Source organism: Rhodococcus sp. WB9 (assembly GCF_007558985.1).
Taxonomy (GTDB): Bacteria; Actinomycetota; Actinomycetes; order Mycobacteriales; family Mycobacteriaceae; genus Rhodococcus_F; species Rhodococcus_F opacus.
Map to the genome: position 1 here is coordinate 2854120 of NZ_CP041769.1, position 14116 is coordinate 2868235.

The following is a 14116-nucleotide window of genomic DNA, read 5'->3' on the forward strand; positions in this document are numbered from 1 at the left end:
ACGTGGCCCCGTCTGTCCCGTCGCCGCGGAGTCAGGCCCACTCGAAGGACATCTCGCCGGCGACGCCGAGGTGCTTGCACAGCTTGTGGATGCCACCGAAATCCTGGACCAGTGCGGATCGGCGGGTGTCGTGTTCGGCGTCGTCGATCATCGCCTGACCGCCGCCCAGGTCCATGAGTCCGACGATGGTGTGCCACGTCGAGTAGTCGTTGCTGCTGAAAGCCGTCATCGCGTCGACCAGCCCGTCCAGGAAGTGGCGGCGGTCGTCGGGGCTCAGCGTGTCGTAGACGACGCCGGCGATGTCGTCGGCGATCGAGGCGTGGCAGTACTCGTCGCGATTGTGCAGCCTCACCGTCGCCCGGTTGACCGGCTGGATGACGTCGTTCTCGGAGATCAGGTCGAGGTAGGAGCTGATCGAGATCTCCGCCACCGTCATGAAGGCGAACGTCGTGATCGCCCGCTTCCTCGGGTCGGCGGCCTCGGCCGTCGCCGCGCGTTGTCGGCGCAACGTCAGGACGTCGGGAAGGGCGTTGTTCGGCATCGCCCAACCGCGTTGCCTGCGCGTGACCGCGCTCGCGTTCAGGTGCATGAGGGTGTGGTACTGCTCGTCGACCATCGCCTGGTGGACGGCCACGGCGAACGTGTCTCCGAGCCCGGTGTCCAGGGCGTCGTGCGCGACGAGGTCGAACCCGGGATTGACCACGTACTGCTCGATGTCCATGACGTTCTTGTTGAATGCGATCCAGGCCCACGCCCGGAGCTGGTTCCGTTGCTCCTCGCTCATGCCGAGGAACCGATCGTGATCGGCGAAGGGCAGCAACTCGTTCGGGTAGTCCTGCTTGTCGAGGTCGAACAGCGCGTCGAGGTCCGGTTCCGGCTTCTTCACGGTCGCCCGCTGACCCCAGTTCCGGGCGAGCCGGGACACGACTGCGCTCTCCACCGGATCCGCCGGGTCGTACTCCGGGAGCGAGGGCGTCTTCTGGGGCGTCATGACGAATCTCCGTTCCTGTCCCACGACTGCGGCTGTATGTGAACGAGATCGGTGAAGAGATCGGCGCACACCCGGGCGAGGGGTTCGCTCCGGTCGCCGAGCGCCGATGTCGAGCGGGACATGAGCGAAGCGAAATCGTCCTCCGAGCCCCGCTCGACGGTTTCGGTGAGAGTGGTCAGCGCCGCGGCGAGCGCGCGGCGGGCCTCGCCCGCGAAGGGATTGCCCGCCTGGATGTCCCGGTAGACCTCCGGGACGCCTCCGCCGACCCGCGCGAGGAGCGCGAGCGACACGAGATGGGGAGGGGTCGCCACCGCGGTGAGTTCGGCGCCGTCGACACCGAGGTCCGCCAGCGCGAGGCCGAACGCGAGGACGCCGGCGTGTGTCAGCGCCTGGGTCGCTGCGGTGAGCCGGTCGTGGTGTTCGGCGTCCAGACGGACCACCGACGACCCCCAGCCGGACAGCACCGACAGGAACCACTCGACCTCACCACTGTCCCGGTAGGTCACCGCCGCGACGGGGCGGCCCTCCGGTCCGAGGGAAGGCGCGAACATCGGGTTGATGCCCACCGCACCGGTGCGCAGCGCACTGTCGCGCAGGGCGGCGTCGAATCGGGACTTCACCGACAGCGTGTCGACCAGCAGGGCGTGTTCGGCCAACTCCGCGACGACGAACGGAATCGCCTCCAGCGCGATGCTTTCGGGGATCGCCAGGATCACCGCATCGGCAGCGTTCACCACCGCCCGCAGCTCGGGCGACGGGTCGGTGACGTCGCCCTTCACCTGATCCGGGTCGGATCGGTCGGAGAATCGGATGTCGATGGTGCGCACCGTGTTTCCGTCGGCACGCAGCCGAGCCGCCAGCATCCGGCCGACATCGCCGGAACCGCCGATCAGCGCGACGGTCCGGGCGGATGCGGCCGGGACGTTCACGGCCCGATCTCGTTCGGCCGGTCTGCCGTCACGGTCAGTGCCCGCAACATGGTGGCGGCCTTGACCATAGCCTCGTCGAACTCCTCCTCCGGGTCGGAGAGGGCGGTGATCGCCCCACCGATACCGAACGTCACCTCGGTGTTTGTGGCGACGATCGTGCGGATGACGATCGACAGGTCGGCCGTCCCCGTCAGTGAGAAGTAGCCGATCGACCCGGAATACACACCGCGCGGCCCGGACTCGAGCCGGTCGATGATCTCCATGGTCCGGATCTTCGGGGCGCCCGTCATCGATCCGCCCGGGAAGGCGGCGCGAACACACTCGACGACGGAGGCATCCGCGCTGAGGGTCCCGCGCACGGTCGACACGAGTTGATGCACGGCCGCGTACGTCTCGACGTCGAAGAGTTTGGGAACGTGCACCGATCCGGGAACGCACACCCGGGCCAGATCGTTGCGCGTCAGATCGACGATCATCAGGTTCTCGGCGCGGTCCTTCTCGCTGTCGAGCAGGTCCTGCCGCAGCGCCGCATCCTTGGCGGGGGTCGCGCCGCGCGGGCGCGTCCCCTTGATGGGCTTGGACTCCACCACCCGGTCCGCGCCGATCCTGAGAAACCGTTCGGGGGAGGCGCTGAGTACCGACAGTCCGGCGAACTGGAGGTACGCGCTGTACGGGGTGGGGCTGATGGAGCGCAGCAACTCGAACGTGTGCAGGGGATCGATCGACTGGTCCACCGTCGCCATGTTGGTCAGGCACACCTCGTAGGACTCACCGGTCCGGATCTCACCGAGCGAGGTCGCGATGTGTTCGAGATACTTGTCGTGTTCGTGGCGCAGGGCGAGTTCGGCGGACTCCGGCTTCCGGATCGGCGACACCGCGGTCGGCGGGTTGTCCGGCTCGGCCAGCCGATGCAGCGCCACCTCCATCTCGTCGAGCCAGCGGCGCAACTCCGGATCGTCCTGATGGTCACTCAGGCACAGCGCGTAGGTGCGCTCGCCCGAATGGTCGATGACGACGGCGCGGTCGGCGAACACCAGCGCGGCATCGGGGGTGGGCGACTTGTGGGCCGCCGTGCCGCCGGTCTCGGCCTTCAGTTCGTAGCCGAGGTACCCCACGTAGCCGAGGCCGAACGGCACACCCGGGAGACCGGGCACCGACCGGGCCTGCAGTTGCCGCTCGAGGTAGTCGAAGAACGGTGCGTGCACCTGTTCGACCGGCAACCCCTCCCGGGTGATCCGGACGATCGATTCGCTGACGTCGTACGTGATGTACTCGGCGCGCGGGCCGGAACAATTGCCCATGATGGTGAATCGCGACGTCGGTTCCGAGGCCGACGTCCCGTCCAGCCAGAACGCGTTGGGTCCGGACGCGAAGAGATCCTCGAACGTGGTGCGGGGATCGACTTCGTGATCGACGCGCACCTGCTGGACCACGTACGGCGCGTGGGGAATCGGGATTCTCAGCATGGACCCGTGCGTGGGTGTCCCGGAATGCGTCTGCGTGAGATCGCGGAAGTTCGCGAGCAGTTCGTGACCGAACGCGGTGCTGATCGATTCGGGGTGGAACTGGACGCCCCACAGCGGACGAGTCCGGTGGCGGACACCCATCAGCAGGCCGTCGGCGGTCCAGGCGGTGGCCTCGAGGTCGTCGGGGAGATCCTCGACGATCAGCGAGTGGTAGCGGACGGTCGGGAACGGTGACGGAATGCCGGCGAAGAGTTCGGAACCGTCGTGTTCGACGAGGGACACGCGGCCGTGCATCGGTTCGGGTGCGAGAACCACGCTGCCCCCGAACAGCTGGCACAGTCCCTGATGGCCGAGGCACACGCCGAGGACGGGGAGTTCGGTCTCCGTGATGACGCGCGCACTGATGCCGAAGTCTCGTTGCCGCTCCGGGCGTCCGGGGCCGGGGGAGATGACGATGTTGTCGAAGTCGGACCAGGGGATCGAATCCCACTCCACGTCGTTGTGCACGACCGTCGGGGGCTCACCGTTCACCTCGGCCAGCAGGGTGAACAGGTTGTAGGTGAACGAATCGTAGTTGTCGACCAAGAGCGTCCGGGTACTCATCACGACTCGACATTCGCAGATGCCGCGGAACTGCGACGAACGTGATGGTTGTCACGGTGGTTGTGGTGTCCGTTGTGGTGGGGGCCCTCGTCGGCGGGCTCCCTGTTGATCACGAGGTCCTCGAGCCGGCACGTCTCGGCGATGAGAAGGTCGTACAGCGAGTCGAAGAACTCCGGGGAGAGTGAGTGGCTGTCCGCGTACTGCCGCGCCCGTTCGTGGACGATGTGGATCCGGCCTGGCTGCATCATGGCGATGTGTTCGCGGCGCTTCAATTCGCCGATGCGCAGGCACACCTCCAAGCGATGCCGCACCGCTTCGAGCAGGGTTGCGTCGACGGCGTCGAGTTCCGCGCGCAGACCCTCGAGTGCCTGCTGCGCCGAGGCGTCAGAATGCTCTCCGGAATCGTCGCCGTCCCGCTGTTCTACGGAGAAATACATAATCGCCCCACTCACTCGATTGGCAGTAGCTTTCTCATCCCGACTATCGTGTGTCGTTAGTGGTTCGTTTCGGTGAGCCTTCCGGATGGCCGGGGGGCTGTCCGTGATCAGTCGAAGACGAACCGTGTGGGTTATCACCCCCCCCAGAGTCTCGATCTCAGGTTGAGACTTTGATGGACAGTTGGGTAACGTAACCTGAAGTCTATTTCCGTCAACTCAGGATACGAGGAATATGCGCAGATCGTCGGCCGGTAGGGCCCTGTTGTTCGCGCTGGCAGGCATCGTGATGCTCTGCGGCGTGGCACCAGCGGCAGCGGATCCCGTGGAAGCGGAACCCGCACCCGCGGCCGACCTGTCGGTGCTGCCGGGGGCGAATGACTGGAGTTGTAAGCCGTCCGCGGCGCATCCGCGTCCCGTCGTGCTGGTGCACGGCACCTGGACCGGCATGGTGGGAACATGGAAGGACCTCGCGCCGGCGCTCACGGCGGAGGGATACTGCGTGTTCGCCCTCAACTACGGACAGGCCGCCGGTCTGACCGAGGGCAACCTGATGCGGATGTTCGGCGGCGCCGACATCGCGGAGTCCGCGCAGCAGCTCGCCGGATTCGTCGACCAGGTCCGCACCATCACCGGCGCTTCGCAGGTCGACATGATCGGGCATTCGCTCGGTGGGACGGTGTCCCGCCAGTACCTGCGGTTCGTCGGCGGCGCCGACCGCACGAACCCCGCGCTGAACAAGGTGCACTCGCTCGTCACACTCGGTGCCACCAACCACGGCACCAGCTTCGGGGACGTCCAGTCGCTCGGTGCGATCGCGCAGGCACTGGGTGTGCCGGTCACGACTCTCGCCGGTGTCGCGGTCGGACCGTCCTACATCCAGCAGATGGTGGGCTCGCCCTTCCTCCAGCTCCTCAACGCGGGCGGCGACACCGACCCGGGCATCGAGTACACGGTGGTCGCCAGCCGCAGCGACACCGTGTCGACCCCGCCGGAGAACACGTTCCTGACGGCCGGTCCGGGTGCCGTCGTGCACAACATCTGGCTCCAGGACGGCTGCGAGACGAACACGGCCGAACACATCCAGCTGACCACCGATGCGCGGGCCGTGTACATCATCCAGCGGGCGCTGGACCCGACCTATGGAGAGCGCAACCTCGCACCGTGCTGACCCCGGCGCCGGGCACCGGTGGTGCCGGTCAGTCCCAGATGCCGACCTCGTCGAGATGTGCGACCAGTCGCTGGGCGCCGTCGATGAAGTGGGCCTTGTTCTCCGCACCCACCACGTCGGCCTTCCCGTCGGCGAGCGCGGCGATGAGACGGCGATGGCTCTCGACCGCCGACTCACCCCAGGCCGGATCGGACGAATAGAACTGCACCGGGGTGTACCGGGTGGCGCTGAGCAGGAACCACGACAGCTTGCTCGCGTCGGCGAGACGGTTGATGACCCGGTGGAACGAGAACTCGAGATCCTCGATGCGGTCGGCGTCGCCGTCCTGGACGGCGCGTCGCAGCTTCTCGTTGATCGCGGTCAGCTCCTCGACGGCCTCCGGGGTGGCCGACCGACTTGCGCGGACCGCGAGTTCCTCGGCGATCTGCCCCTGCAGCCAGAAGAGGTCGTGGATGTCGTCCCGGCTGAGCGGTGCGACCACGTACCCGCGGTGGGGGACCAGTTCGACGAGTCCCTCCCCTCGCAGGGTCAGGAGCGCCTCACGGACGGGTGTGACGCTGACCCCCAGGTCCGCCGCGGTCTCGTCGAGGCGGATGAAGTCACCCGGGCGAACGCCCCCGGACATGATCAGGTTGCGGACGTGCACGGCGACGTCGTCCGACAGCTGGGGTCGGCGGCGCAGGGTGCGGCCCGCTGGGGATCGTGACACGGAGGGCGATGCCATGGAGAACTCCTTCGATGCGGCAAACCAGCATAAACCGCGGGTGGTGATTACAAGCCGTAGGTCTTGCCGATGATGTCGCGCTGAATCTCGTTGGTACCGCCGTAGATGCTCGACACGATGGTGGAGCGGACGTGCTTCTCCATGTCGAACTCGGTGGCGTAGCCGTACCCTCCCATCATCTGCATGCCCTCGAGCGCGACCTTCTTCGCCGTCTCCGTGACCTTCAGTTTGGCCATCGACGCCTCGCGGGCCAGCATCTTGTCCGGGTTCGCGTCGACGTCGTTGGCGACGCTGTAGACGAGCAGTTTGCAGCACTCGATCTCCGTCGCGAGATCGGCGATGCGGTGGCGCAACGCCTGGAACGATCCGACCGGCCGCCCGAACTGCTTGCGCTGGGTGACGAAGTCGAGGGTGTCGGCGAACGCGCGCTGCGCGGTGCCGAGCATCATGGCGGCGAGGATCAGGCGTTCGAAGTTCAGGCCGGTCATCAGCTGGCGCCAGCCGTTGCCGACCTCGCCCACCACCGCGTCCTCGGGTAGGACGCAATCGGTGAAGTAGAGATCGTTGACCTCCTTGCCGCCCATCGTGTCGATGCCGCTGATCTTCAGCCCGGCGGTATCGGCGGGGACGTGGAACATCGTGAGGCCTTCGTGCTTGCCGTCGCCGCGCCCGGTGCGGGCCACGAGCAGGATGTTGTCGGCGAAGTGCGCGTTGGAGCACCACGTCTTCTGACCGTTGATCACCCAGCCGTCGGCGGTCTTCTCCGCGCGGGTGCTGAGGTTGCCGACGTCGGAACCGGCTTCCGGCTCGGACATCGAGATGGACTGTGATCGGCCGGCCACGATGCCGCGCAACACGATGTCCTTCTGTGCGTCGGTTCCGAACTTGGTGTAGGCACCGCCCGTGATCAGGGTGGGACCGATGCCGCCGATGGGTGCCATCCCCTTGGCGGCCTCCTCGAGGAGGATGCACATGTCGACGTGGCTGGCGGCCGAGCCCTCGTACTCCTCGGGAATGGTGATGCCCAGCCAGCCCAGCTTGGCCATCTTCTCGTAGACGTCCTGATTGTGGTTGTGCTCGCCGTGATTCGTCAGCCTGTCGCGCTGCTCGCGGGTGCCGCTCTCGCGCTTGCAGAAATCGGCGATCGCCGCCGCGAAGTCCTTCTGTTCACTGGTGAATTCGACGCTCATGTCCGGGGGACTCCTCATGGTTGATTCGGCCGGCGAATCGGTCGGCCGGAGGTGAGTGTGTGGGGCTTGCCGCGATGGGGTCTGCCGCATACTGTGATGTCCACTACATTACATCACATCAAATATATTTGATGTGATCTCGAGGGAGGACAGACCATGCCACAGCAGGCGGAGACAGCCGAGACGACGGCCGGCGAGCAGCCCGCAGCCCGGACGGAGCCGGCGCCGAAGACGTTCGCGTCCCTGGACCCGCGCGACGGCAACGTCCTGGCCGAATACCCGATCCAAGGGGAGCGGGAGGTGCGCGACGCCGTCGACGCGGCCCGCGCCGCCGCGCAGTGGTGGAACGCCCTCGGGTTCGACGGCCGCAAACAATGGCTCCTCGACTGGAAGAAGTCGATGGCCCGGGACGGCGAGCAGCTGGCCGCGCTCGTCGCCGCGGAAACCGGCAAGCCGTACGACGACGCGCTCCTCGAAGTGATGCTCGCCATCGAACACCTCGATTGGGCCGCGAAGAACGCGGGCAAGGTTCTGAAGCGGCGGAAGGTGCCGTCGGGCCTGGTCAGCGCGAACCAGGCCAGTAGCGTCGGATACGAGCCGATGGGTGTGGTCGGTGTCATCGGGCCGTGGAACTACCCCGTGTACACGCCGATGGGGTCGATCTCCTATGCGCTGGCGGCGGGCAACACCGTCGTCTTCAAGCCCAGTGAGCTGACCCCCGGGGTCGCGGTGTGGCTCGCCGACAAGTGGAAGGCGCTCGTCCCCAACCAACCCGTACTGCAGGTGGTCACCGGAGACGGCTCGACCGGCGCTGCTCTCGTCTCGGCCGGGGTCGACAAGATTGCCTTCACCGGATCTGCCGCCACCGGCAAGCGCGTCATGGCCGCGTGTGCCGAAACGCTGACCCCCCTCGTCGTCGAGGCGGGCGGCAAGGACGCCATGCTCGTCGACGCCGACGCGAACCTGGACGAGGCCGCCGGCTTCGCGGTGTTCGGGGCGATGGGCAACGCTGGACAGACGTGCGCCGGCGTCGAGCGCATCTACGTCGTCGACTCGGTCTACGACGAGTTCGTCCGGCTGGTCGCCGAGAAGTCGAAGGTCCTGCGCCCCGGCCCCCGGGACGCCGCATACGGTCCGATGACGATGACCAGCCAGTCCGACGTCGTCCGCGGCCACGTCCAGGATGCACTCGACAAGGGCGGATCCGCTGTGGTCGGCGGACTGGAATCCATCAAGGACGGCTACGTCGGACCGATCGTGCTGACCGGCGTTCCCGAGGACAGCACCGCGATCCGCGAGGAGACGTTCGGCCCCACGGTCGTCATCAACAGGGTCGCCAGCCTCGACGAGGCGGTCACGAAGGCCAACGGCACCACGTTCGGGCTCGGTGCGTCCATCTTCACCAGGGATGCGACGAAGGCGATGCAGGCTGCCGAAAAACTCAGGGTCGGAGTGGTGACGATCGGTTCGGTGCTCGGGTTCGCCGGCGTGGCGGCGCTGCCGTTCGGCGGTGTCGGAGACTCGGGCTTCGGCCGGATCCACGGAGCGGACGGTCTGCGTGAATTCAGCCGGGTCAAGTCCATCGCCCGGCAGAGATTCGCGGCTCCGCTGAACCTGCTCACCATGCAGCGCAAGTCGCGGGACATGAAGATCTCGGCCTGGATGTTGAAGAACCGGCACGGACGCTGATCACGCGGCGGGAGGGTATCCACATGCTGATGAAGACCAAGCGCGCCGACTCCGGCGCGCCGGGCGGGGTTCCGCGGGGCAGGCACGGCTGGCAGCGGCGGATCGAGGAACTCGACCCGGTCCGGGATCACCAGGAGATCCATCGCATCACGGCCGGCTACGAGTTTCCGTGGGACTATCAGCGGTCGCTCGAGTTCGCGCTGTTCCGGACATACTGCGTCCCCACCATTTCGGAACTGCTGCAGCGCACCGGTGAGTTCGAGAAACGGCCGCAGAAGAGGTACGACGACACCGCACTGCTGGTGGCCGAACTCGTCGAACACGGCTACGACTCCGAGCGCGGCATCGAATCACTGCGCGTCGTGAACCGAATGCACGGCAAGTACGACATTGACAACGACGACATGCTGTACGTGCTGACCACCTTCATCTACGAGCCGATCGACTGGATCGACCGCTTCGGATGGCGGCGGCTGACTCCGAACGAGCGTCTCGCGTGTTTCCACTTCTACCGTCAGGTGGGAATCCGAATGGGAATCAAGAACATTCCCGAAAGTTTCGAGGACTTCTACCGGTTCAAAGTCGACTACGAGCGGAAGCATTTCCGGTACACCGACGACAACCATCGCGTCGGCACATACACGCTGAAGCTGTTCTGTTCCTGGTTTCCGGCGCCACTCCGGCCGCTCGTCGCGCAGGGGGTCTACGCGCTCCTCGACCCGATGATGCTGGCAGCGTTCGGGTTTCCTGCCGCCCCGATCTGGCTGCAGAACGCGTCCGACCGTGCGCTGCGGGTCCGTGCAAGGTTCGTGCGCTTCCTACCGCCACGCCGGGAGTCCAAGGCCGCACGGGATCGGCACAACCGGAGCTACCCCGGATACCCGGTGGGCTACCGTCCCCGTGATCTGGGCGCGGACAGCGACAATCACCGCGGACCCCGGCGACGGGCCGCGTGACGGCTGTGTCCCTGGGCGACTCGTCCAGGGACACAGCCTCAGTGGCCCAGTAGGACCGCCGTCATCAGGGTGTGGAGACGCGCACGCGACTCCTCGCGGGTGTCGAAGTGGACCAGTCGGCCGATGTCGAGCACCAGTCCCAGCGCTGCGTGTACCAGGAACCGTGCCTCCGGAGCCGAGAGTTCGGTGCGCACGGTGGTCACCAGGTGGACCCACTCTTCGACGTGCAGGCGCTGCACGTTGCGGAGATTGGTCCGCTCGTTCTTCGGGAGGTTCCCGATTTCCGCGAAGTACACCGACAGCACTTCCGGGTTCCTGAACGAGAGTTCCAGGTAGGACTCGGCGAGTGTGCGGAGCGCATCCTCGGGGCCGGTGGCGGTGGACAGCGCCGCCGAGGTGGCCACGGCCAGCCGGTCGGACGCGCGGTAGAACACCGCTGCGAGAAGGTCGGCCTTACTGGGGAAGTGGCGGTACACGCTCGACGCGTTGATGCCGGCCGCGGCGCCGATTTCTTCGATGCTCGAGTCGTGGTAGCCGTGTCGGTCGAAGATCTTCACGGCCTCGTTGATCAGCAACTCACGCTTGGACGTCACCGCCAGGCCGCGTACCGCACCTGTGCCCGTGTTCCTTCCTTCGGTCGGGACTGCGGGAGGCAGTGTCGCGCGCAGGATCGATTCGCACGCCGACTTCAGAAGCGCGTCGAGCCGGCGCGTCGCGAGAGTGGTGCGGTGAGCGCTGATGCTCCCCATCACGCTCAGCGTCGACGCCCCCAGCGTCGTGGCGTCGACGGACGTGAGTTCGGGTCGCAGTTCCCGCAGCGGGTCTGCCACGCATCGGGTGACGTGAACGAAGACGTCGCGGATGCGCGTGCGATCCTCGGCCTCGAGGTACCGGCCCTCCCAACGGTAGAGTCCGGCGACCTTGCGGTTCTCGATGGTGTTCGCGACGAGCGCGGAGATCAGATGGTCGAGTCGGTCGCCGGGCTCGCGCTCGGCCATGCCGTCGAGGGCGCCGTCCGCTGCCGCCTGCAGTGCGTCGGCTGTCGTGGTGGCGGCGTGTACGAGCAGGGCGTACTTGTTGGGGTAGTGCCGGTAGAGGGCGGGGCCGGAGATCCCGATGGTGGCCGCGATCTCGTCGACGCCGACCGCGTGGTAGCCGCGCTCGCTGAAGGCCTCGGCAGCGACGTTCGCGATCTGGGCCTTGCGGTTCTTCGGGCGACGGCGGATCGGCCGTTCGGTGGCGGCACCGGCCGTCGTGCTGGTCCGAGCCACGGTCACCTCCAGTAATCGGCAGTCATCTGCCAGTTTAACTGTCGATCATCTTAACCGAGACTTTCGCATCGTCTGTTCGGCTGAGGGTTGCGTTCGGAGAAATCGTCACGCCGCATTCTCGGAAAATGCCGGTGAATCCGGCCGCCAAGGTGTCGTGGGGGTATTGACACGTGAGGAACAGGCGGAATAAGTTAACCGAAATTCGCATGTGTCCGCGGTCTCCCGACGGTCGTGCGCTCCTGGATGTCACATTTCGAACTATCGGAGGTAGCTGGATCATGAGTGCAACCCGGCAGAGCGGGCAGGAATTGATCTTCGACGCGATCGGAACCCCTCGTGGACGGGGCAAGAGCAACGGTGCCCTCCACGGCACCAAGCCCATCGACCTGGCGGTCGGGTTGATCGAGGAGATCCAGGTCCGGAATCCGAATCTGGACCCGGCACTGATCGACGAATTCGGCCGCAAGGGCCGCTCCACGGGCGCCGGCTTCTACGAGTACGCGGACGGTAAGCGCGTCGGATTGTGGTCCGGGCTCGAGACGTTCCGGCGCGACGGTGCGCGCACCGAGATTCCGTTCGAGGACATCAAGGAGCGGATGCTCTTCATCGAAGCCGTCGAGACGGTCCGCTGCTTGGAAGAGGGGGTGCTCGAATCGACCACCGACGCCAACGTCGGTTCCATTCTGGGCATCGGCTACCCCGGCTGGACGGGCGGCGTGGCCCGCTACATCGACCAGTACCCGGGCGGGATCCAGGGATTCGTCTCCCGGGCGCAGCTTCTCGCCGCGCGGTACGGGGACCGATTCCTCCCACCCCAACTACTGCTGGACAAGGCCGCCACCGGCGGTACGTTCGAAGAGGTGAACTGAATGAGGACGAAATTCACCGAGGCCTTCGGTGTCGAGCACCCGATCGTCCAGGGTGGCATGATGTGGGTCGGCCGTGCCGAACTCGTAGCGGCCGTGGCCGATTCGGGAGCGCTCGGATTTCTCACCGCGCTCACCCAGCCGACCCCCGAAGATCTCGTCGCGGAGATCGCCCGCACACGGGAGCTCACCGACAAACCGTTCGGCGTGAATCTCACCATCCTCCCGTCGATCAACCCGCCGCCGTACGCCGAGTACCGCCAGGCGATCATCGATTCCGGAATCGGCATCGTCGAGACCGCCGGCTCCAATCCCGTGGACCACCTCCCGCACCTCAAGGACGCGGGGATCAAGGTGATCCACAAGTGCACGAGCGTGCGGCACGCGGTGAAGGCGGAACAGGTCGGTGTCGACGCGGTCAGCATCGACGGCTTCGAATGCGCAGGCCACCCCGGTGAGGACGACGTCGCGGGCCTGATCTTGATCCCGGCCGCCACCCGAAAGCTCACGATCCCCGTGATCGCGTCCGGCGGTATCGCGGACGCGCGCGGTCTCGTCGCCGCGCTCGCACTCGGCGCCGACGGCGTGAACATGGGCACCCGATTCATGTGCACGGTCGAATCCCCGGTGGCACACGCCGTCAAGGAACAGATCGTCGCCAACACCGAACGCGACACCGAACTCATCTTCCGATCGCTTCGCAACACCGCCCGCGTCGCGAGCAACGCGGTCAGCGCCGAGGTGGTCGACATCGAGTCCCGTGGCTGCGAATTCGCCGACATCCAGCATCTCGTCGCCGGAGCCCGGGGACGCACGGTGTTCGAAATGGGCGATCTCGACGCCGGAATCTGGACCGCGGGACAGAGTCAGGGCCTGATCGACGACATCCCGACCGTGCGCGAACTCGTGACCCGGATGGTCGCGGAGGCGGAATCGATCATCACCGGGCGGCTCGCGCGCACGGTCGACTCGCGCATCGGAGCGGTGTCGTGACCGCGCCGGCGGTCGACGGGCTGCGCGTCGTCAACGAGGCCGGGGTCCTCCGGATCACGATCGACCGCCCCGACCGGATGAATGCCCTCGACCTGGCACACATGACGGCGCTGGGCGACGTGCTCACCGCAGCCGCCATGGACTCCTCGGTTCGCGTCGTGATCATCGCGGGGGCGGGCAAGGCGTTCAGCACGGGCGCGGACCTCGCGGCGGCCGCCGCGGCCGGAGGCCGGGAAGCGCCCGCGGAGGTGGTGATGGACTCCGCCAACAGGGTGGTTCGTGCCATCGTCGAGTTGCCGGTCCCGGTCATCGCGCAGGTGAACGGGGCGGCCGCGGGAGTCGGGGCGTCCATCGCTCTGACGGCCGACCTGACATATGCCTCCGAGAATGCCTATCTACTCCTCGCGTTCGTCAACATCGGGTTGATGCCCGACGGCGGTTCCAGCGCGCTGATCGCGGCGTCCATCGGCCGGGCACGGGCTACCCGGATGGCTCTCCTCGGAGAGCGCTTACCCGCCGCACAGGCGGAGCGGGACGGACTGATCGCCGGCGTCCTCCCTCCGGACGAACTCGCCGCGCACGTCGATGCCGTGGCGGCCCGGCTCGCTCGTGGTCCGAGGCGGGCCATCGAACTCACCAAGCGGGCACTCACCGCAGCGACGCTCACAGCTCTGGACGCATCACTCGACCGCGAGAAGGCGGGCCAGGCGGAACTGCTGCAGGCCCCCGACTTCGTCGAAGGCGTCACCGCGATGCTCGCGAAACGCGCTCCGAACTTCCGGAGCTGATGCGAATTGCGGTTAACAAAACTGTTCCGGTAGACGTCGAGATCT

General features: G+C 66.7%; 12 protein-coding genes and 1 pseudogene. 6 read left to right on the top strand and 7 right to left on the bottom strand.

Annotated features, from left to right (window positions below; translation table 11 throughout):
• Positions 1-31 precede the first annotated feature (31 nt).
• The 4 genes from FND50_RS13015 to FND50_RS13030 are packed head-to-tail and all read right to left on the bottom strand — an operon-like array spanning position 32 to position 4426.
• Positions 32-991 (bottom strand): diiron oxygenase, encoded by a 960-nt coding sequence (locus FND50_RS13015; RefSeq protein ID WP_054245390.1) that lies wholly within the window; start codon positions 989-991, stop codon positions 32-34.
• A complete protein-coding gene (locus FND50_RS13020; protein ID WP_144286040.1) occupies positions 988-1920 on the bottom strand; it encodes a prephenate dehydrogenase in 933 nt (310 codons plus the stop codon). The genes FND50_RS13015 and FND50_RS13020 overlap by 4 nt, the downstream gene beginning before the upstream one ends.
• Positions 1917-3989 carry an aminodeoxychorismate synthase component I gene (gene pabB, locus FND50_RS13025; protein ID WP_065490294.1) on the bottom strand — a complete coding sequence of 691 codons (2073 nt, stop codon included), beginning with the start codon at positions 3987-3989 and terminating at the stop codon, positions 1917-1919. Before pabB ends, FND50_RS13020 begins: the two co-directional genes overlap by 4 nt.
• Positions 3989-4426 carry a chorismate mutase family protein gene (locus FND50_RS13030; protein WP_144286041.1) on the bottom strand — a complete coding sequence of 146 codons (438 nt, stop codon included), beginning with the start codon at positions 4424-4426 and terminating at the stop codon, positions 3989-3991. Before FND50_RS13030 ends, pabB begins: the two co-directional genes overlap by 1 nt.
• 232 nt (positions 4427-4658) lie before the next feature.
• Between FND50_RS13030 and FND50_RS13035 the strand changes: the two genes are divergently transcribed.
• The gene (locus tag FND50_RS13035; protein WP_144286042.1) at positions 4659-5594 is read left to right on the top strand and encodes a triacylglycerol lipase; all 936 of its coding nucleotides are present in this window, start codon (positions 4659-4661) and stop codon (positions 5592-5594) included.
• A 28-nt stretch (positions 5595-5622) separates the two neighbouring features.
• Here FND50_RS13035 and FND50_RS13040 read toward each other — a convergent pair whose 3' ends face one another.
• Both FND50_RS13040 and FND50_RS13045 read right to left on the bottom strand, forming a co-directional pair.
• Positions 5623-6318, bottom strand: coding sequence for a GntR family transcriptional regulator (locus FND50_RS13040; RefSeq protein WP_025432228.1), 696 nt, complete (start codon positions 6316-6318; stop codon positions 5623-5625).
• Positions 6319-6365: 47 nt separating this feature from the next.
• On the bottom strand, positions 6366-7508 hold the full coding sequence (locus FND50_RS13045; protein WP_144286043.1) for an acyl-CoA dehydrogenase family protein: 1143 nt from the start codon (positions 7506-7508) through the stop codon (positions 6366-6368).
• 156 nt (positions 7509-7664) lie between these two features.
• Here FND50_RS13045 and FND50_RS13050 point away from each other — a divergent pair, with 156 nt between their 5' ends.
• Both FND50_RS13050 and FND50_RS13055 read left to right on the top strand, forming a co-directional pair.
• On the top strand, positions 7665-9197 hold the full coding sequence (locus FND50_RS13050) for an aldehyde dehydrogenase family protein (RefSeq protein ID WP_144286044.1): 1533 nt from the start codon (positions 7665-7667) through the stop codon (positions 9195-9197).
• Between the two features lie 23 nt (positions 9198-9220).
• The gene (locus FND50_RS13055) at positions 9221-10153 is read left to right on the top strand and encodes an oxygenase MpaB family protein (protein ID WP_144286045.1); all 933 of its coding nucleotides are present in this window, start codon (positions 9221-9223) and stop codon (positions 10151-10153) included.
• Positions 10154-10191: 38 nt separating this feature from the next.
• Here FND50_RS13055 and FND50_RS13060 read toward each other — a convergent pair whose 3' ends face one another.
• Complete coding sequence (locus FND50_RS13060) at positions 10192-11430, bottom strand: TetR/AcrR family transcriptional regulator (protein WP_144286046.1); 1239 nt, start codon at positions 11428-11430, stop codon at positions 10192-10194.
• 437 nt (positions 11431-11867) lie between these two features.
• Here FND50_RS13060 and FND50_RS13065 point away from each other — a divergent pair.
• The 3 genes and pseudogenes from FND50_RS13065 to FND50_RS13075 all read left to right on the top strand — a co-directional run.
• A pseudogene (locus FND50_RS13065) lies at positions 11868-12293 on the top strand (3-hydroxyacyl-CoA dehydrogenase); the annotation flags it as partial.
• Positions 12294-13283: a nitronate monooxygenase family protein gene (locus FND50_RS13070; RefSeq protein ID WP_144286047.1), complete on the top strand. Its 990-nt coding sequence runs from the start codon at positions 12294-12296 to the stop codon at positions 13281-13283.
• The gene (locus tag FND50_RS13075) at positions 13280-14071 is read left to right on the top strand and encodes an enoyl-CoA hydratase (protein ID WP_144286048.1); all 792 of its coding nucleotides are present in this window, start codon (positions 13280-13282) and stop codon (positions 14069-14071) included. The genes FND50_RS13070 and FND50_RS13075 overlap by 4 nt, the downstream gene beginning before the upstream one ends.
• The last annotated feature ends 45 nt before the right edge of the window (positions 14072-14116 follow it).